The sequence below is a fragment of the Streptomyces colwelliae genome, assembly GCF_048158785.1.
Classification (GTDB): domain Bacteria; phylum Actinomycetota; class Actinomycetes; order Streptomycetales; family Streptomycetaceae; genus Streptomyces.
Genome location: NZ_JBLTJC010000194.1, coordinates 1 through 19,382 on the forward strand (window position 1 = coordinate 1; position 19,382 = coordinate 19,382).

18 protein-coding genes are annotated in these 19,382 nt (G+C 70.0%); 17 read left to right on the forward strand and 1 reads right to left on the reverse strand.

The annotated features are described in order from the left end of the window. The 7 genes from ACNFOC_RS32335 to ACNFOC_RS32365 all read left to right on the forward strand — a co-directional run. On the forward strand, positions 1-288 hold a 288-nt coding region (locus ACNFOC_RS32335), incomplete at its 5' end, for a DUF742 domain-containing protein (RefSeq protein ID WP_416962592.1). Continuing rightward, the gene (locus ACNFOC_RS32340; RefSeq protein WP_416962593.1) at positions 260-883 is read left to right on the forward strand and encodes a GTP-binding protein; all 624 of its coding nucleotides are present in this window, start codon (positions 260-262) and stop codon (positions 881-883) included. The genes ACNFOC_RS32335 and ACNFOC_RS32340, both read left to right, overlap by 29 nt. Then, positions 880-2,106 (forward strand): cytochrome P450 family protein, encoded by a 1,227-nt coding sequence (locus ACNFOC_RS32345; RefSeq protein ID WP_416962594.1) that lies wholly within the window; start codon positions 880-882, stop codon positions 2,104-2,106. Before ACNFOC_RS32340 ends, ACNFOC_RS32345 begins: the two co-directional genes overlap by 4 nt. Further along, entirely contained in the window at positions 2,103-3,338 is a 1,236-nt protein-coding gene (locus tag ACNFOC_RS32350) for a cytochrome P450 family protein (RefSeq protein ID WP_416962595.1), read from the forward strand. Before ACNFOC_RS32345 ends, ACNFOC_RS32350 begins: the two co-directional genes overlap by 4 nt. A gap of 209 nt (positions 3,339-3,547) precedes the next feature. Then, entirely contained in the window at positions 3,548-4,168 is a 621-nt protein-coding gene (locus tag ACNFOC_RS32355; protein ID WP_019056951.1) for an L-threonylcarbamoyladenylate synthase, read from the forward strand. 122 nt (positions 4,169-4,290) lie between these two features. Next, positions 4,291-5,052 (forward strand): dienelactone hydrolase family protein, encoded by a 762-nt coding sequence (locus ACNFOC_RS32360; RefSeq protein ID WP_416962596.1) that lies wholly within the window; start codon positions 4,291-4,293, stop codon positions 5,050-5,052. 164 nt (positions 5,053-5,216) lie between these two features. Further along, positions 5,217-6,404 (forward strand): glycoside hydrolase family 64 protein, encoded by a 1,188-nt coding sequence (locus ACNFOC_RS32365; RefSeq protein ID WP_416962597.1) that lies wholly within the window; start codon positions 5,217-5,219, stop codon positions 6,402-6,404. Between the two features lie 65 nt (positions 6,405-6,469). Here ACNFOC_RS32365 and ACNFOC_RS32370 read toward each other — a convergent pair whose 3' ends face one another. Next, positions 6,470-8,869, reverse strand: coding sequence for a M4 family metallopeptidase (locus ACNFOC_RS32370; protein WP_521985706.1), 2,400 nt, complete (start codon positions 8,867-8,869; stop codon positions 6,470-6,472). 393 nt (positions 8,870-9,262) lie between these two features. On the opposite strand from ACNFOC_RS32370, the gene ACNFOC_RS32375 reads away from it, so the two are divergent. The 10 genes from ACNFOC_RS32375 to ACNFOC_RS32420 form a co-directional block, all read left to right on the forward strand. Further along, positions 9,263-10,567, forward strand: coding sequence for an extracellular solute-binding protein (locus ACNFOC_RS32375; protein WP_416962598.1), 1,305 nt, complete (start codon positions 9,263-9,265; stop codon positions 10,565-10,567). Positions 10,568-10,574: 7 nt separating this feature from the next. Continuing rightward, complete coding sequence (locus ACNFOC_RS32380; protein ID WP_416962599.1) at positions 10,575-11,486, forward strand: carbohydrate ABC transporter permease; 912 nt, start codon at positions 10,575-10,577, stop codon at positions 11,484-11,486. Then, on the forward strand, positions 11,483-12,394 hold the full coding sequence (locus ACNFOC_RS32385; protein WP_416962600.1) for a carbohydrate ABC transporter permease: 912 nt from the start codon (positions 11,483-11,485) through the stop codon (positions 12,392-12,394). The genes ACNFOC_RS32380 and ACNFOC_RS32385 overlap by 4 nt, the downstream gene beginning before the upstream one ends. Before the next feature lie 97 nt (positions 12,395-12,491). Next, positions 12,492-13,622, forward strand: coding sequence for an ROK family transcriptional regulator (locus ACNFOC_RS32390; RefSeq protein ID WP_416962607.1), 1,131 nt, complete (start codon positions 12,492-12,494; stop codon positions 13,620-13,622). A 34-nt stretch (positions 13,623-13,656) separates the two neighbouring features. Beyond that, positions 13,657-15,183, forward strand: coding sequence for a GMC oxidoreductase (locus ACNFOC_RS32395; protein WP_416962601.1), 1,527 nt, complete (start codon positions 13,657-13,659; stop codon positions 15,181-15,183). A 31-nt stretch (positions 15,184-15,214) separates the two neighbouring features. Then, positions 15,215-15,826 (forward strand): nucleoside deaminase, encoded by a 612-nt coding sequence (locus ACNFOC_RS32400; RefSeq protein WP_416962602.1) that lies wholly within the window; start codon positions 15,215-15,217, stop codon positions 15,824-15,826. Beyond that, positions 15,823-16,749 (forward strand): sugar phosphate isomerase/epimerase family protein, encoded by a 927-nt coding sequence (locus tag ACNFOC_RS32405; protein ID WP_416962603.1) that lies wholly within the window; start codon positions 15,823-15,825, stop codon positions 16,747-16,749. The genes ACNFOC_RS32400 and ACNFOC_RS32405 overlap by 4 nt, the downstream gene beginning before the upstream one ends. A 49-nt stretch (positions 16,750-16,798) precedes the next feature. Then, positions 16,799-18,043 (forward strand): MFS transporter, encoded by a 1,245-nt coding sequence (locus ACNFOC_RS32410; RefSeq protein ID WP_416962604.1) that lies wholly within the window; start codon positions 16,799-16,801, stop codon positions 18,041-18,043. An 81-nt stretch (positions 18,044-18,124) separates the two neighbouring features. Beyond that, positions 18,125-18,307, forward strand: a complete 183-nt coding sequence (locus ACNFOC_RS32415) for an antitoxin (protein ID WP_019056963.1) — start codon at positions 18,125-18,127, stop codon at positions 18,305-18,307. A gap of 154 nt (positions 18,308-18,461) precedes the next feature. Further along, positions 18,462-19,382, forward strand: a 921-nt coding sequence (locus tag ACNFOC_RS32420; protein WP_416962605.1) for an MHYT domain-containing protein, incomplete at its 3' end; no start/stop codon positions are given.

Here is a 19,382-nt window from a genome sequence, read left to right on the forward strand (position 1 = left end):
GACCCACATCCTCGACGACCCAACACAGCCGTTGTTGTGGGCGCGCGCCCCGCCGACCTGCCCGCGGCTCAACTCGCCCTGCTGGACGCCCTGTACGGCGGTTCGCTGACGGTGCTGGAGGCGGCGGCCCTGCTGGAGCTGCCCGTGTCCGCGGTGCGCGTCCTGGCCGCCGGTCTCGTCGATCTGAGCCTGGTCCTCGCCCGTGCCCCGATCCCGCCCGCCGAACGCTTCGACCCCGACCTGCTGAAGAGAGTCGCAGATGGCCTACGCGCCCTCAAGCACCACTAGCGGCAGCACCACCAGCGGCATCCATCTGCCGGACACAGCACGCGAGTTGGTCAAGATCCTGATCGCGGGACCCTTCGGGGTGGGCAAGACGACCCTCATCGACTCCGTGTCGGAGATCCGGCCGCTGCACACCGAGGAACGGCTCAGCGAGGCGTCCGTCCATGTGGACGATCTCGACGGGGTGCGGGAGAAGTCGACGACGACCGTCGCGATCGACTTCGGGCGGATCAGCCTGCCGGGCGGGATCGTGCTGTATCTGTTCGGCACGCCCGGGCAGGAGCGGTTCCGGGCCCTGTGGGACGACATCGCGTACGGCGCGCTCGGGGCGCTCGTCCTGGTCGACAGCCGCCGCGTCGACGCCTCGTTCGACGTGCTCGGGCTGGTGGAGGAGAGCGGGCTGCCCTACGCCGTCGCCTTCAACACCTTCCCGGACGCGCCCCGGCACCACACCGAGCAACAGCTGCGCGCCGCCCTCGACTTGGAGCCCGGCACGCCGCTGGTGACCTGTGACGCCCGGGACGCGGACTCGTCCCTCGACGCGCTGCTCGCCCTGGTCCAGCATCTGATCGACCGCGACCCTCCGGAGCACCGGTGACCACCACTTCCCCCACCGGCCCCACCCGACCCGTCCGCCTGTGGGAGGACGGCTTCGCGCTGGATCCCTACGGCTACTACGCCGCCCTGCGCGCCCAGGGACCGGTCGGCTGGGCCGAACTCGCCCCGGGCGTACCGGCGTACGTCGTCACCGAGCGGCGGGCCGCGCTGGAGCTGCTGCGCGACACCGACACGTTCTCGCACGATCCCCGGCCCTGGGAGTCGACGGTCGCCGAGGACTCGCCGGTCCTGGGGATGATGCGCTGGCGGCCCAACTCCCTGTTCTCGGACGGCACCGCGCACGTCCGCTACCGTGCCTCGCTGATCGACACCTTCGACCGGATCGAGCCGCACGACCTGCGGGCCCGGGTGCACCGCGCGGTGCATGTGCTGGTGAGCCGGATCGGGCCGCGCGGAGAGGCCGATCTGGTGGGCGAGTTCGCCAGGCCGCTGATGGCTCTGGTGTTCAACAGCCTGTTCGGACTGCCCGACAGCCAGAGCGCGCGGCTGGACCGGGCGCTGGGCATGATGATGGAAGGCGGCGCCCAAGCGGCCGAGGGCGAGGCCGAGTTCGGCGGATACGTCCTCGAACTGATCGCCGCGAAGGCCGAGTTGCGCGGCGACGACCTGCCGAGCTGGCTGCTCGACCATCCGGCGGGGCTGACCCCGGAGGAGGTCGCCTGGCAGGTGTTCCTCACCCTGGGCGCGGGCCACGAACCGACCGCGAACCTGGTGTCCAACGCCCTGTCCCGCATCCTCGGCACCTCGGTCTACTACTCCACGCTGACCAGTGGCGCCCGTCCGGTCATGGACGCCGTGGTGGAGGTCCTGCACCACGAGACCCCGCTCGCCAACTACGGGATCCACTACGCCCGTTCACCCGTGACGTTCCACGGCGCGTGGATCAGGCCCGCGATCCCGGTCGTCGTCTCGTACGGCGCGCTCGCGCACTTCGCCGAGCAGGAGGTCGTCAGTGGCCGGCATCCGAACGACGCCTCGCACCTGTCGTGGTCGGCGGGTCCGCACGCCTGCCCGGTCAAGCAGCACACGCTGCTCATCGCGACGGAGGCGATCGAGCGGCTCACCCTGTGGCTGCCGGACCTCGAACCCGTCGTACCGCGCGCGGAGTTGACCTGGCGTCCCGGCCCCTTCCATCGCTCGCTCACCTCGCTGCCCGTCCGGTTCAGCCCGCGCTCCCCCGACCAGCCAGGAGACCCGTCGTGACCGTGTCCGACCGCATCGCCCTCGACCCGTTCGGCGCCGACATGGCCGCCGAGAGCGCCAAGCTGCGTGCCCTCGGCCCGATCGTGCCCGTCGAACTGCCCGGCGGCATCCCCGCCTGGGCCCCCACCGGCTACGACACCCTGAAGGAACTGATCCTCGACCCGCAGGTCAGCAAGGACCCCCGGCTGCACTGGAACCTGTGGTCCGAGATCGGCGAACACCCCTCCTGGGGCTGGGTGTTGGGCTGGGTCGGCGTGATCAACATGCTCTCCACCTACGGCACCGACCACGCCCGCCTGCGCAAACTCGTCGCGCCCAGTTTCACCCACCGGCGCACCGAGGCGATGCGCACCCGGGTGGAGGCGATCACGACCGAGCTGCTCGACGCGGTGGCGTCCGACGACGCCGAGGTGGTCGACATCAGAGCGGCCCTCGCCCATCCCCTGCCGATGCGGATCATCTGCGAACTGTTCGGTGTGCCCGACGAGTTGGTGGACGACACCGGGCGGCTGATCGCGGCCATCATGGACACCTCGGACCCGTCCCCGGAGCACGCGGCGTTCGTGCAGCAGCAGATCGGCACGGTGCTGCCCGCGCTGATCGCCCACCGCAGCGAGCACCCCGGCGACGACCTCACCACCGAACTGATCCGGGTCCGGGACGAGGACGGCGACCGGCTCAGCGACGAGGAACTGCTGTACACGCTGCTGCTGGTGATCGGAGCGGGCTTCGAGACGACGGTCAACCTCATCGGCAACGCGATCGTCGCGCTGCTCAAGCGCCCCGAGCAACTGGCGGACGTGCGCGCCGGGAAGATCGGCTGGGACGCGGTCGTCGACGAGACGCTGCGCGTCCACCCGTCCATCGCGTCGCTGCCGCTGCGGTTCGCGGTCGGTGACCTCACCGTCGGGGACGTCACCGTCCCGGCCGGCGACGCCATCATCACCACGTACGCCGCGGCCGGGCTCGATCCCGCGCACTACGGCCCGGACGCGGACGTCTTCGACGCGGCCCGCGGAGCCGACGACCACCTGTCGTTCGGCATCGGCGTGCACCGCTGCATCGGAGCCCCGCTCGCCCGCGTGGAGGCCCTCACCGCGCTGCCCGCGTTCTTCGACCGCTTCCCGGACGCCCGGCTCGCCGTAGCAGCGGACGAACTGCGTCAGGTGCCGTCGTTCATCGCCTTCGGCTGGCGGGAAGTGCCGGTACGGCTGCGCGGGTCAGCGATCTAAGAGCTGAGAACCGCATTCCAAGAGCGTGGAACCGCCCCGCCGCGGCCCCGGAGGTGGGCCGCGGGCGGAGCTAGTCCTGCCCGGGTTCGGGGGAGAGACCCGAGCGCTCTCGTCGGCTTCCCCTGATTCGCCGGGGTACACCCCACCGGACCGACGGGTGGCAACGGGCCCGTGCGGCGACCCGCGCGGGCACGGCATAAGCTCGGCGGGTGGCCAAGTACTTCGACGTGCATCCGGACAATCCGCAGCCCCGCACCATCTCCCAGGTCGCGGACAGTGTGCGCTCGGGTGCGCTGATCGCGTACCCGACCGACTCCTGCTACGCGCTGGGCTGCCAGCTGGGCAACCGCGACGGCCTGGAGCGGATCAAGACGATCCGGCAGCTGAACGACCGGCACCACTTCACGCTGGTGTGCCAGAACTTCGCCCAGCTGGGCCAGTTCGTGCACATCGACAACGACGTGTTCCGCGCCATCAAGGCCTCCACGCCCGGCAGTTACACGTTCATCCTCCCGGCGACGAAGGAGGTGCCGCGCCAGTTGCTGCACGCGAAGAAGAAGACCGTGGGCGTACGCATCCCCGACCACGTCGTCACCCAGGCACTGCTGGCCGAGCTGGGCGAGCCGCTGCTGTCCAGCACCCTGCTCCTGCCCGACGAGGAGGAGCCGATGACCCAGGGCTGGGAGATCAAGGACCTGCTCGACCACGTGCTGGACGCGGTGGTCGACTCCGGGGACTGCGGCACGGAACCGACGACCGTCATCGACTTCTCGAACGGCGAGGCCGAGATCGTCCGCAAGGGCGCGGGGGACGTCTCCCGCTTCGAGTGACCCCGTTCGGCTTCGAGTGACCCCGGCGGAGGGGCCATGGGCAGGCGTGCCACGATGATCGGAACACGCCGCGCCGGGCCGGCAGGCGGTCCGGCGCCGATCCGCACGGAGGCACCCCCGCCATGACCGCTGTACAGGGCACAGCCGTGGACATCCCCACCGAGGACGGCGTCGCCGACGCCTATCTGGCGCATCCCGGCGACGGGCTTCCCCATCCGGCCGTGCTGCTCTACCAGGACGCCTTCGGGCTGCGCCCGCACCTCAAGTCCATGGCCGACCGGCTGGCCGAGGCGGGTTACACGGTCCTGGTGCCGAACGTGTTCTACCGGCAGGGGCGTGCCCCCGTGGTCGAGCTGCCCGAATTCATCGATCACGACGGGCGTCCGGAGATCTTCGAGAAGGTCGGCCCGCTGATCATGGGGCTGGCCCGGCATCCCGAACTGATCGAGCGGGACGCCGGTGCCTATCTGCGCTGGCTGGCCGAGTCCCCGCTGGTCGCCGACGGGCCGGTCGCGATCACCGGGTACTGCATGGGTGCCCGGCTGGCGCTGTACACCGCCGGCGCCTACCCGGACCGGGTGGCGGCCGCGGCCGGCTTCCACGGCGGACGGCTGGCCACCGACGACCCGGACAGCCCGCACCTGGCCGCCGAACGCATCACCGCCGAGCTGTACTTCGGCCACGCCGACCAGGATCCCTCGATGCCCGAGGACCAGATCAAGCGGTTCGAGGACGCGCTCACCGCGGCCGGTGTCCGGCACCGCTGCGAGGTCTACCCGGGCGCGCACCACGGCTACACGCAGGCCGACACCTCGGCGTACGACGCGGAGGCCGACGAGCGTCACTGGGTCGCGCTGCTCGACCTGCTGGACCGCACGTTCTGATCGACAGGCCGCTTTCACTGATTCAACGCGGGTGCCCACGGCGCGAGTTGCCGTGGGCACCTTTCGTTCAACTCATTGACATGCCCGCGCCTCGGCGCGACTCTGAGAGCGCTCTCACATAGGTACGGACCAATTTTCGTACACCCCCCACACGGAGGTGAGTAGTGCTCGCCAGACTCCTGCGCCGACTGGGCGCCGCGACCGCGGTGGCCACCATGCTCGCGCTGGCCACACCGCTGACGGCGGACGCCGCGGTGCCCGCCACGATCCCGCTGAAGATCACCAACAACTCGGGCCGCGGTGACGCGGTCTACGTCTACAACCTGGGCACCAACCTGGCCACCGGCCAACAGGGTTGGGCCGACGCCAACGGCACGTTCCACGCCTGGCCCGCCGGTGGCAACCCGCCCACCCCGGCGCCGGACGCGTCGATCGCGGGCCCGGCGGCCGGGCAGTCCAGCACCATCCGGATCCCCAAGTTCTCCGGCCGCATCTACTTCTCGTACGGCCAGAAGCTGGTGTTCAAGCTGACCACCGGCGGTCTGGTGCAGCCGGCGGTGCAGAACCCGACCGACCCGAACCGCAACATCCTCTTCAACTGGTCCGAGTACACGCTGAACGACTCCGGGCTGTGGATCAACAGCACCCAGGTGGACATGTTCTCCGCGCCGTACGCGGTCGGGGTGCAGCGGTCCGACGGGAGCACGGCCTCCACCGGGCATCTCAAGTCGGGTGGTTACACCGGGTTCTTCAACGCGCTGCGCGGACAGCCGGGCGGCTGGGCCAACCTGATCCAGACCCGGTCCGACGGCACGGTTCTGCGAGCGCTCTCACCGACGTACGGGATCGAGACGGGCGCCCTGCCGAGCACCGTGATGGACGACTACATCAACCGTGTCTGGTCGAAGTACACGTCGTCGACGCTGACCGTGACGCCGTTCGCCGACCAGCCGAACACCAAGTACTACGGCCGGGTGTCGGGCAACGTCATGAACTTCACCAACAGCTCCGGGGCGGTCGTGACGACCTTCCAGAAGCCGGACGCGGCCAGCATCTTCGGCTGCGCCAAGTACCTCGACGCCCCCAACGACCTGGTGCGCGGCCCGATTTCACGCACGCTGTGCGCGGGCTTCAACCGTTCCACGCTCCTGGTCAACCCCAACCAGCCGGACACCACCACGGCGAACTTCTACGTGGACACGGTGACCAACCACTACGCCCGCAAGATCCACGCGCAGATGGCCGACGGCAAGGCGTACGCGTTCGCGTTCGACGACGTCGGCGCCCAGGAGTCCCTGGTGAACGACGGCAACCCGCAGCAGGCCTATCTGACGCTGGACCCGCTGAGCTGAGGAAACCGGACACCCCGCACGCCTGGGGGCGCGTGCGGGGTGCCGGACGGAGCAGGTGAAGCGGATCAGCTGGTCGTGACGGCTGTGTCGTCGATGACGAAGCTGGTCTGGAGCGAGGAGTCCTCGACGCCGCTGAACTTCAGGGCGACCGTGGTGCCCGCGAAGGCCGACAGGCTGAAGGACTTCGCGACGTACCCGGTGGCCTTGTTGAGGTTCGAGTACGTGGCGAGCGTGGTCGATCCGGCGGTGACCGTCAGCTTGTCGTAAGCCGTGCTGGTGGTGGTCTCAGCCGTGTCGATGTGGATGTAGAAGGTGAACGTCGTCCCCGTGCAGCCGCTCGGGATCGTCACCGACTGGGACAGCGTGTCGGTGTGGGTCGACCCATAGCCGTCGAGCCAGGCCTTGTACGAACCGGTGCGGGCGGCCTCGCCGGTGTCGGTGGTGATGACCCCGCTGGTAGCGGTCCAGGTGGTGGCGCCCGACTCGAAGCCCGCGTTGCCCAGCAGCTGCGTCGAGGTGCAACTGCCGCCCCCGCCGCTGGAACTGACGGTCCAGGTGAAGGCCGCGGTACCGGTCGCCCCTGTGCTGTCGGTGACGGTCACGGTGGTGCTGTACGTGCCCGCTGTCGTCGGGGTGCCGGTGATGGCGCCCGTGGAGCTGCTGATCGACAGGCCGGTCGGCAGTCCGGTCGCGGCGTACGTCAGGGTGCCGCTGTTGGTGCTGCTGGCCGTGATCCCCAGGCTCACCGCCGTACCGACGGTGGAGGACTGGCTGCCCGGGTTGGTGACCGTGACGCCCGTGGTCGGCACGGTGATGTGGCTGCCGACGTTGATGCCGGCGAAGGCGTTGCCGACTCCCGCGTACTGGGCGGACGTCGTGCCGTACAGCGCGCCTGCGGCGCTGAGCGCGGCGGTGCGGGCGGAGGCGTAGTTGGTGGTGGACGTCATGTACGTCGTCAGCGCCTTGTACCAGATCTGCAGAGCCGCGGCCCGGCCGATCCCGGCGACGGCCACGCCGTCGGAGGTGGTGCTGGTGTAGGTGGTGCCGTTGATGACCTTGGTGCCGCTGCCCTCGGAGAGCAGGTAGAACATGTGGTTCGCCGGGCCCGAGGAGTAGTGGACGTCAAGGTTGCCGACGCCGGAGTACCAACTGTCCGCGGAGCCGCCGTCCTTGCTCGGCTTGTCCATGTAACGCAGCGGCGTGCCGTCGCCGTTGATGTCGATCTTCTCGCCGATGAGGTAGTCACCGACGTCACTGCTGTTGTTGGCGTAGAACTCGACACCGGTGCCGAAGATGTCGGAGGTCGCCTCGTTCAACCCCCCTGATTCACCGGTGTAGTTGAGCCCGGCGGTGTTGGAGGTGACGCCGTGACTCATCTCGTGGCCGGCCACGTCCAGCGAGGTCAGCGCGTGGGTGCTGCTGGTGCCGTCGCCGTACGTCATGCAGAAGCAGCTGTCGTCCCAGAAGGCGTTGACGTACGCCGTGCTGTAGTGGACGCGCGAGTAGGCGGCCACGCCGTCGTTCTTGATGCCGCTGCGGCCGAAGGTGTTCTTGTAGAAGTCCCAGGTCGTCTGGGCGCCGTAGGCCGCGTCGGCGCCCGCGGTCTGGGTGTTGGAGCCCGCGCCGGTGCCCCACACGTCGTCCGCGTCCGTCATCAGGGTGCCGGTGCCGGACGTGGCGTTGTTCAGGCTGTACGTCTTGTGACCGCCGCGCGTGGTGTCGTACAGCTGGTACGTCGAACCCGACAGCGTGGTGCTCAGCGAGACCGCGCCGCTGTACTGGGTGTTGCCGGTGCCGGTCTGGATGCCCTGGAAGCGGGAGAGTTCCTTGCCGCTGGTGGCGTCGGTGATGACGTGCAGCTGGCTCGGGGTGCCGTCGTCCTGGAACCCGCCGATCACCGTCTCCCAGGCGAGCTTCGGCGTGCCGTCGCCGGCCCAGATGACCTTCCGGGCGCTGTCGGTGCTGGGCGCCTTGGCGTCGAGGGCCTTGGCGGTCGTCAGAGCCTTGGTCTCGGCGGCCGACTTGGCGAAGGACGGGGTCGTCGAGGGGACCGTGAGGGTGTGCTTGTTGCTGAAGGTCGCACTCACCGTGCCGGTCGCCTTGGTGGCGGGCGGGGTGTGCACGATGAGGTCGCCGCCGAGGACGGGGAGACCGGCGTAGGTGCGCTCGTAGCGGGTGTGGACGGTGCCGTCGTTGTCCTTGACGACGTCCTTGACGACCAGCTTCTCCTTGGCGCCGAGGCCGAGGGTGCGGGCGGTCGTCGTGCTGTTCGCGGTGGCGCTCTTCACCAGGGCGGTGCGCTGGGCCGGGGTGAGCTTCGCCTCCAGGCTGCCGGTGAGCAGCGCACTCGGGTGGGGGGAGGCGGGCTTCGCGGTCGCGGGCACCGACTGGATGCCGACAGCCAGGAAGGCGGCGGTGGAGACCAGGGCTCCTACCGCCATCCGCTTGCGGGGGATGCGTCTCACTCTTACTCCTACTGCGACGACCGCGAGCGCGGCCGGTGACAGACCGGACAGCCGGGTCTGCTGTCCGGGAAGAGCTGAGCTGTGCGGGACCGGCGGAACTTTGACCAATCCGTGGAGGAATCGTGGGGGTGGCTGCGTGGAGGATGACAGCGTTGACCCGTCCATGTCACCCAGGTCAGGGTCACTCAAGGGTTTTCCCTCTGTCAGGGATTTCGCTACAAGTTCCGAAATTATTCGTGACGGCTGAGCCACGCCGGCGAAACAGACCCTTCCTAACGTCGCACTCAGCCACAGAGGTCCCAACAGTCGCATTACGGCCGTCGGACCGATAACGCTGCTTTCCCCGAAAATCCCTTCACTGTCCTCAGCGCCCCATGAGACAGGAGCCCCCGAGTGTCCGATCCCTCCCGCCGCGGCGTCCTCAGACTGTCCGCCGGCACCGCTCTGCTCGGCACCCTCGCCCTCGCGGGCTGCGGGCGCGGCGACACCGCCACCGCCGGCGCGAAGGCCTCCGCCAAGTCGATCGACGACAAGGCGGCGACCGGCACGGTCAACGTCTGGGCCGCGCAGGGCGACGCCGACGTCCTCGACAAGGTGATCAAGCCCTTCAAGGCCGCGAACCCGGACGTCACCGTGAAGTTCACGCTGATACCGAACTCCGAGTACTACACGAAACTCCAGGCGGCGATCGCGGCGGGCAAGGGCCCCGATGTGGCCCAGTTCTTCCCCGAGTCGCAGGCGCAGTTCCTCGACCCGTCGATCCTCCAGCCGGTGCCGGACGGACTCGTCGACTCCGGCGCCTTCTTCACGAGCCTGTGGGACGCGGGGCTGGTCAAGGACGTGGCCTACACGGTGCCCTGGTACGCGTACACGTACGCCCTCGTCTACCGCGCCGACCTCGCCAAAAAAGCGGGCGTCGAGGCACCCACCACGTGGGCCGAGATGGTGCCGTTCTTCAAGGCGTTGAAGGGCGCCGGAGCCGTGCACGGCCTCGGGGCGGACAACGGCTGGGACATCTTCAACGGCCAGGACGTCGCGATGTACGCCTGGCAGGCGGGCGGCAACCTCCTCTCGACCGGCGGCAGTTGGACCCTCGACACACCGGCGGTGGTCGACGCGCTCAAGTACAACGCGGCGTTCTTCACCTCGGGTTCGGCCGACACCGCGACGCCCACCTTCCTCGACGCGCAGCCGTACTTCGTGTCCGGCAGGACGGCCACGATGATCACCGGTCCATGGGTGCTCGGGCAGCTCGACACCGCCGCGAAGCAGACCGGCTGGACGGCGGCCCATGTCGCCACGGCACCGCTGCCGGCCGGTTCCTCGGGCAGCACATCCTTCTCCGCCGGGGGGACTTGGGGCGTCCTCGCGGACAGCGGGAACACGGACGCGTCGTGGAAGTTCGTCCGCTACGTCTCGAAGCCGAGCACGCAGGTCGCGCAGTACTCGGCGTACGGCTCGCTGCCGGCGGTGATCTCCGCCTGGGACGCTCCGGCCGTCAAGAAGCAGCCGCTCCTCGACGCCTTCCTCACCCAGCTGAAGAACACCAAGGCCTTTCCCCAGGTGGGCAATTGGCAGCAGGTCGCCACCCGGCTGGGCAAGGAGATGGAGACCGTGGCCAAGGGCACCCAGACCGCCGAGCAGGCCGCGGCGAGCGTCCAGGCGTACGCCAAGAGCCTCGGCGCGGGCACGGAGTGAGCCGCGGATGACCAGCACGCTCGTCCCCGGAGCGCGGAGCAGGGCACGCAACTCCCGCCGTACAGCGGTCGCTTGGCTGTTCCTCGCGCCGTTCGCCGTCGTGTTCCTGCTCTACACCGCGATCCCCACGGTGGCCGCGCTCGGCTTCAGCCTGACCGACCTGCGCGGCTCCGACCTGCGCCATCCCCTCGCGGTCGACTTCACCGGCCTGGACAACTACCTGCGCCTGTTCCAGGATCCGACCTTCCTGCGGGACATCCTGAACACCGGCGTCTTCGTCGCCGTCGGTGTGCCGCTGACGATGGTGATCGGCTTCGCGCTGGCCGTGGCGCTGAACTCCGGGATCCGGCGGCTGCGCGGGGTGTTCCGTACGGTCTTCTTCGCGCCGGTCGTCACCAACGTCGTCGCGGTCGCGCTGATCTGGCAGTACGCCTTCAACGCGGGCGGCACCGTCAACAAGGCGCTGGCCGCGACGGGTTTCGCCGGGCCGAACTGGCTGGACGATCCGCACCTCGCGATGCCCGTGGTGATCCTGCTCGGCGTCTGGCGCAACTTCGGCACCGCGATGGTCCTGTTCCTCGCCGGGCTCCAGGCCGTACCGGAGGACGTGTACGAGGCCGCCGCGCTCGACGGGGCGGGCAGATGGCGGCAGTTGAGGCACATCACCCTCCCGCTGCTGCTCCCGACCACCCTCATGGTGTCGGTGCTGCTGACCGTGTTCTACCTCCAGGTCTTCGACGAGCCCTATCTCCTCACGGACGGCGGCCCGTTGGGATCCACCGAGTCCGTGTCGCTGTACACCTACCACCAGTTCGGCTCCGGCCAGCTGGGCATGTCCTCGGCCGCGTCCTTCGTGATGCTGCTGCTCGTGCTGCTGGTGAGTGTCGTCCAGTTCCGACTGCTGAGGCCCCGCACATGACCGCCGTAGCCGCGTCGTTGACCGACGCCGACGCCGACGCCAACCTGACCGCCGCCGCCGCCGCCGAGGACCGAACCGCCGTACCCACACGGTCGGTTGCCCGCCCGCTGCTCTACGGCGCGTTGGCGCTGTGCGCGCTGCTCACCCTGCTGCCCTTCTTCTGGGTGATCAGCGGCTCGCTGCGTGGCCTCGACGAGATCCGGTCCGACCCGGGCGCGTGGCTGCCGCGGCACGTCACGCTCGACAACTTCGTGCGGCTGTTCCGGACCGAGGGTTTCGGGCGCTTCCTCACCAACAGCGTCCTGGTCGCCCTCATGGTGGTGATCGGCAACATCGTGGCGGCGTCGGCGGCCGGATACGCTCTGGCCAAACTGGAGTTCGCGGGCAAACGGCTCGCGTTCGGCGCGGTGATGGCGGCGATGATGGTGCCGTTCACGACGGTGTTCGTCACCCAGTTCGTGATCACCGTCGACATGGGCCTCGCCGACACCCTCACCGGGATCGCGCTGCCCGGCGTGGCGCTGCCGCTGTCGGTGTTCATCATGCGGCAGTACGCGCAGTCGGTGCCCGACGAGTTGCTGGAGGCGGCGCGCATCGACGGCGCGGGCGAGTTCCGGATCTTCTTCCGGATCTTCCTGCCGCTGGCCGGTCCGGCGGTCGCGACGATCACGATCATGTCGTTCCTGAACTCCTGGAACAACTTCATCTGGCCGCTCATCGTCGCCCAGAGCACGGCGAGTTACACCCTCCCGGTCGGCCTCGCCGCCACCAGCCAGGCGGCCCAGCACGTCACCGACTACGGCCTTGTCCTCGCCGGCGCGATCGTCGTGATGCTGCCGGTCCTCGTGCTCTTCCTGTTCCTCCAGCGGTACTTCGTGCAGGGCATCGCCGGATCGGGAATGCGGTGACGCTCATGACGGCCATCGTCCACGCTCCCGCAACCCGGGTGTTCGATCCCGTCGTACTGGGCAAGTCCGAGGAGGCGGAGGGGTGTTGATGTCGGGCATGAACCAGAGCGCCGTGCGGCGCGTCAACACCTCGGTCGTCCTGCGCGCGCTCGCGGTGTCCGCGGGGCCCACGACACTGACCGCGCTCGCCGAAGGGGCCGGTCTGTCCCGCCGTACCATCGAGCTGATCCTGGACTCGCTCGTCGAGGCGGGCTGGGTGGCCGAGTTGGAGCGGATCCCGACCAGCGGCAGTGCCGGGCGACCGGCCCGGCGGTACGAACTGCGCGCGGAGCACGCCCTGTTGGCGGCCGTCTACATCAACACCGCTGACGCCTCCGCGGTGATCGCCGACGTACGCGGCCGGATCGTCGGCCGGGCGCACCGCCCGCTGCGCGCCTACCAGGACCCTCAGGTCACGCTCGACGACGCGGCGGCCCTGGTGCGGGAGGCTCTCGACGACGCGGGCGGATCACCGGACCGGCTGCGCGCGGGCGCGGTGGCGGCCGGTGGCGCCATCGACGACGAGGGGGTCGTACGACGCCTGGTCCACACCACCCGCTGGGAAGGTGTGCACCTGCCCAAGGAGCTCGAACAGCGCGTCAGGGTCCCGTGGTTCGCGGACAACGACTCCAACCTCGGTGCGCTGGCGGAGCGTTGGCGGGGTGTGGCCGGTGATCACGACAACGTCGTGTGGGCGATCCTCGGCAACCGGACCGGTCTCGGCATCCTGATCCGGGGTGCCGTGCACCGGGGTCTGGACGGTGCGGCGGGCGAGATCGTCGAGGCGCGGTCGATCCCGACCGGCACGATCGCCGACCGCCCGGTGGCCTGGCTTAGTTCACCGGAGGCGGCCCAACGGAAGGTGGCGCTGGAGCGCTTCGACGCGGCCCGCACCGGTGACGCCGAAGCGCTCGCCGAGGTCGACGAGTTCGTCGAGAACATCACCTCCATCCTCACCACCCTGTCGTGGACGGTCGCGCCCTCGCTCATCGTGCTCGGCGGCGGCCTGGAGGACGCCGCCGACGTACTGCTCCCCCGGGTCCGCGAGGCGATGCGCGTCGCCCGTACCCCCGCGATCGAGCTGCGCGCCACCGGCCTGGGCCGCGACGCCGCGCTGATCGGCGCCGTGAAGCTGGCGCTCGACCGCATGGACACCGAGCTGTTCGGCCCGCTCGTCCCCAGCTCCTAACTCCCCCCACAGCAACCGACTTTGGAGTCTCCCTGTGACCGACACCCCGCACACCGACGTCCTCATCGTGGGCAGCGGCATCATGGGTTCCGTGGTGGCCCGGCTGCTGCGGGAGAGCGATCCGGGGTTGGGCATCACGATGGTCGACGGCGGCAGCGCGATCGGCGAGGCGCCGGGACTGCATCTGCACGACGTGGCCGATCCGGACGTCTGGTCGCGGTACAACGAGCGGGTCGACTCCGGTGTCCAGGGCATGTACACCGGTGCCGAGGTGGTGCGCGAGGTCGCGGACAGCCTGGCCGGTCTGGCGCCCGGCATGTTCCACGCGCTGGCCTTCGGCGAGGACGCCGAGGCGATGCCCGCGACCGCGTTCGCTTGGAACGCGGGAGGCATGGGCGTCCACTGGACCGCCGCGACGCCGTGGCCGGCCGGCCCCGAGGTCTTCGACTTCGGCGACCCGGCCCGCTGGGCGACCGACCTGGACACCGCGCGCCGCCTGCTCGCCGTCTCCCCCTCCCCCATCGGCCCGACCGAGGTCGGCCGGACCGTCCTCGACATCCTGCGCCGCCGCTACGACGACACCGCACCCGCCGACCGGCGCCCGCAGCCGATGCCCATGGCCGTCACGGCGACGGACTCCGGCCCCATGCCGCGCACGGCGCCGGGGACGATCTTCCCGGCGATCGCGGCGGGCGGCGACCCGGCGTTCACCCTGCTCACGGGGACCCTTGCGACCCGGCTGCTCGTCTCGGACGGCCGGGCCACCGGCGCCCGGCTGCGCCGCGTCGCCGACGGCACGGAGTCCGAACTCCGCGCGGACACGGTGATCGTGTGCGCCGACGCGCTGCGCACCCCGCAACTGCTGTTCGCCTCGGGCATCCGTCCCGAAGCGCTGGGCCGCCACCTCAACGAGCACGCGTTCATCACCGCCCAAGTCCTCCTGGATCTGGACCGGTTCGGGATCTCGCTGGACGATCTGCCGCTCCCCCGCACCGGCGAGTTCAGCACGGACTCGCTGTGGCTGCCGCAGAACGGGTCGGCGCAGCCGTTCCACGGCCAGATCATGAACCGGACGTACGTCGACGAGCACGGCCGGCCCCTCGCCCACGCCGTGGGCCTGGCGCTGCTCGTCCCCGTCGAGTCACGTCCCGAACACCGGCTCGTCTTCTCGGAGTCGGAGACCGATCTCGCCGGACTGCCGCGTATCGGCGTCGAGTTCGCCTACACGGACACCGACCGCGCGCTGATCGACCGGGGACTCGCCGAAGTCCGTTCGCTGGCCGAGGAGTTCGGCCCCTTCGACCCCGCCACCGAACTCGCCCTGCTCCCGCCCGGCTCGTCCCTGCACCTGACCGGCACCGTCAGGTCGGGCACCGCCGACGACGGGACCAGTGTGTGCGACCCGGACGGCCGGGTGTGGGGCTTCGACAACCTGTATGTCGCGGGCACCGGCGTGATCCCCACGCCGATGGCCGCCAACGTGACGCTGACCGGCGCGGTGACGGCCGTACGGGCCGCCCGGGCCGTCACCACCCGCACCGCGCCGCTCGCCGCGCACTGAGAGGAAACCCGGACGTGAAGGAAGCCCGATCGTGATCGACATCGTGAAGGAATACCGCGTGGCGCTGCCGGCGTGGATCGACGACGAGCTGGCCGACGTGCCCGCCGTCGTCCCCGGCCGCGAGGACCGGATGCGCCTCGTGCACCGGCTCGCGGACCGCAACTGGCGGGAGGGCAACGGCGGTCCGTTCGCGGCCCTCGTCGCCGAGCGCGACACCGGCCGGATCGTCTCCGTGGGCGTGAACGTCGTTCTCGCCTCCGGAGTCTCCAGCGCACACGCCGAGGTCATGGCACTCGGTCTGGCCCAAATGGCCACCGGGGGCTGGGATTTGGGCGCCACCGGCCTCCCGACCCACGAACTGGTCGTCAACTGGCGCCCCTGCGTCCAGTGTTACGGCGCCACCCTGTGGTCCGGGGTGCGCGGTCTGGTGGTCGCGGGCGAGGGCCCGGAGCTGGAGGAGATCACCACGTTCGACGAGGGCCCGCTCGGCGCGGACTGGGCCGGGCAGTTCGCGGCACGGGGCATCGACGTCGTAGGAGATGTGCTCCGGGACGAGGCGCTGGCCGTGTTCCGGAACTACCGCAAGGCAGTCGACGAGGCGGACGGCGTCGTCGTCTACAACGCACGCGGAGGCACGGCATGACCCCGCGCTTCGCGACCGACGTCGTCACCTTCTACCACCCGGACTTCTGGGGTCTCCCCTCCGCGGACGCGGTACGCGCGTGGGCTCTCGCGCACCCCGAGCGCTTCTGGGCGCGGGTGATGGACGCACTGGACGAGGCCGGCGTCACGGGCATCGAACTCACCTTCGCGCCGGGCGACATCGAGTCGGCGCTGCGGGCCTTCGGCAGCGCGCAGGGCTTCCGCCGCGAGCTGGTGTCCCGTGGGCTGGCCGTCGTGAGCGCGTTCGTCGCCGGGGAGGACAGCCCCGACTGGCGGGACGCCGGCAACCTGCCCGCGATCGTCGCCGACGCCGAACGGCGCGCGGCCTTCCTCGTCGACGTGGGGGCCGAACTCCTCGTCGCGGGACTCCCCATGCGCACGACGTTCGGGACCCGGCCGCCCCTCTTCGTCGACGCCCCGTACATGACCCGCATGGCCGACATCGCCCACGCGGTGGGCGAGGCCGTCGCGCGGCAGGGTGTGCGGCTCGCCTTCCACACCGAGTCCAACAGCACGCTCTGGTACGAGCGCGACATCGACCTGTTCATGTCCTTCACCGATCCGCGCTACGTCTGGCTGTGCCCCGACTCCTGCCACATCGCGCTCGGCGGTGGCGATCCGGTGGCCGTGGCCCGCCGTCACGCGCGACGCGTCGCCCTGGCGCACTGGAAGGACGCGGTCCGGCCCATCGACGTGGAACTCACCATCGACGAGACGGTCTTCGCCCAACAGCAGCCCTACATGGCCGAGTTGGGCTCGGGCATCGTCGACTGGAAGGGCTGGGCCCACGCGATGTCCCGTACACCCGGCGCCGGCACGGTCCTCATCGAACTGGACGAGGCCGCCGATCCGGTCGCCGCGTTGCTCGCGGGAAGGGCGGTGGCGTCGTCGGTGCTGCCGTGACCGGTGGCACAACTGCCGTGGCGGAACGGTCACTTGATACGATCCGATCATGCCGCGCCTGGTGGACGTTCCTGGGTACGTACGCTTCTGGACCGCCTCCGCGATCTCGTCGTTCGGCTCACAGATCACCGGACTGGCGCTGCAGATCCTCACCGCCGTCACGTTGAGCGCGTCCGCCACGGAGGTGGGTCTGGTCAACGCGGCCCGCTGGGCGCCCTATCTGCTCTTCGGGCTCCTGGCCGGGGTGCTGGTGGACCGCTGCCGGCGCAAGCCGGTCATGGTGGCCATGGATCTCGGCAGGGCCGTCCTCCTAGGCACGATCCCGCTGCTGTACGCGCTGGACCGGCTCAGCATCGCCGCACTCTGCGCGTGTGTCTTCGCCTTCGGGCTGCTCTGTCTGTTCTTCGACGCCGCCAACCACTCCTACGTCCCGCAGCTGGTCCCCAAGGAACTCCTCAACGCGGGCTACGCCCGGGTGGGACAGGCCGACGCGGCGGCCGGGTCGACCGGGCCGCTTATCGCCGGAGTGCTGATCAAGCTGGTCGGCGCGCCGCTCGCCGTGCTCGTGGACGCCGTCAGCTATCTGGTGTCCGGCCTGCTGCTCACCACCGTGCGGGCCGACGACCCCGTGCCCGACCGTGGCGCGCGGCGTAGTCTCCTCACCGAACTGCGTGAGGGCGTGGCCTGGGTCTACCGGCATCGGATCCTGGCGTCCATCGCGCTCACCTCGCACCTGATGCTCCTCTTCAACACCGTCGTCAGCACGGTCTTCGTGGTCTTCGCGCTGCGTGAGCTGAGGATCGGGGGCTTCGGCCTGGGCGTGACGTACGCCTGCGCGGGCCTCGGTGGAGTGCTCGGCGGCGCGTTCTCCGCACACGCGGCACGGCGGTTCGACGTCGGCGCCGTGCTGATCGCGGGCCGTCTCGTCGCCGCCGTCGGCTGGCTGCCGCTGGTCCTCGCCCAGCGTGGACCGTGGGCCCTGGTCTCGGTGTCACTGGCGTTCTTCGTCGTCTCGGGCGCCATCTCGCTCGAAAGCCCGGTCGAGATGAGCTACCGGCAGGCGGTCACGCCCGAGCGGCTGCGGGGACGGATGAACGCCACGATCCGCTCGTTCAACTGGGGGATGGTGGCGATCGGCGCACCCCTGGGCGGACTCCTCGCCGACCACGTCAGCTATCGGTTCGCCCTGTGGGTGGGCCTGTCCGGAGCGGTCTTCCAGGCACTCCTGCTCGCCGTGTCCCGCACCCGGGAGGCCCGGGACACCGACGGGGTCGAGCCTCTCGTACACGCCTGAACCCAGGAATCACCCGAAATGCGGCATGCGGAAAGCGGGGGGATGCTGGGAGGGCCAACGCACGTCCGAAGGAGGACAGCCATGTCGTTCATGGACAAGGTCAAGGGAATGCTGGGCCAGCACCCCGACCAGGCCAAGCAAGGCGTGGAACGGGCGGGAGACATGGTCGACAAGCGCACGGGCGGCAAGCACGCCAAGCAGGTCGACATGGCGCAGGACAAGGCCAATGACTTCATCGACCGCGAGAAGCCGCAACAGCCCTGACCGCTTCTGTCCCCGTATCACCCACGATGCGGCCGGACCGCACCCCGGAAAGCGCAGAGTTAATCGACTGCTGATGTGAAAGGCTTGCGCGCCCCGGGCCCGATCCGTACATACTCCCCCCACAAGAAGCCACAACTCTGGGGGGAGTTGGCTCATGCAAGGCACGATCGACGGGTTCCGCTATGGCGCGGTGACCCCGGTGGCGGCCTATCTGATGGCCTGCCTGGGAGGGGCTCTGGGACTGCGCTGCGTGGTGCGGTCCCTGCACAACAGACAATCGTGGAAAGCGGGTTGGCTCGCGCTCGGCGCGACGTCGATCGGCAGCGGCATCTGGACTATGCACTTCATCGCGATGATCGGCTTCCAGGTCGAGGAGACCCGGATCGGCTACGACGTCGGCCTCACGGTGCTGAGTCTGGCCGTGGCGATCGTCGTGGTCGGCATCGGTGTGTTCGCCGTGGGCTACCGCGGCGCCACCGCCGGGACACTCTCCGCGGCCGGCGTCATCACCGGATTAGGAGTCGCCGCCATGCACTATCTGGGCATGGCGGCCCTGGAGTTGAACGGCGACATCGAGTACCGGACCAGCACGGTCGTGCTCTCCGTGGTGATCGCGATCGTCGCCGCGACGGCGGCCCTGTGGGCGGCCGTCTCCATCCGGGGCTTCCTGGCGAGCCTGGGCGCCAGCCTGGTGATGGGCGTGGCGGTGTCCGGGATGCACTACACGGGCATGGCCGCGGTGAGTGTCCATCTGCACGGCACCGGCGGAGCGTGGACGGGCGACTCGGCCAACTCCATTCTGCTTCCGATGCTGTTGGGACCGGCGATCTTCCTGCTGCTGGCCGGGGTCGTCGTGATGTTCGACCCGCTGCTGGTGATGGGCGAGGGCGACTGGGACCGCTCCTTCGCCCGCCACCCGGTCGGCCCGGAGACCGGCGGCAAGCAGTCCGCCCCGCGCCCCGACTCGCTCTTCGACACACCGGACCGCCCGGAAGCCGGCCGACCGGGCCGGTACGAGAGCCCCGCCGCTCCACCCGGCAGCCGCCGGGGCCGGGTCACCCGCAGAAACCCCGCC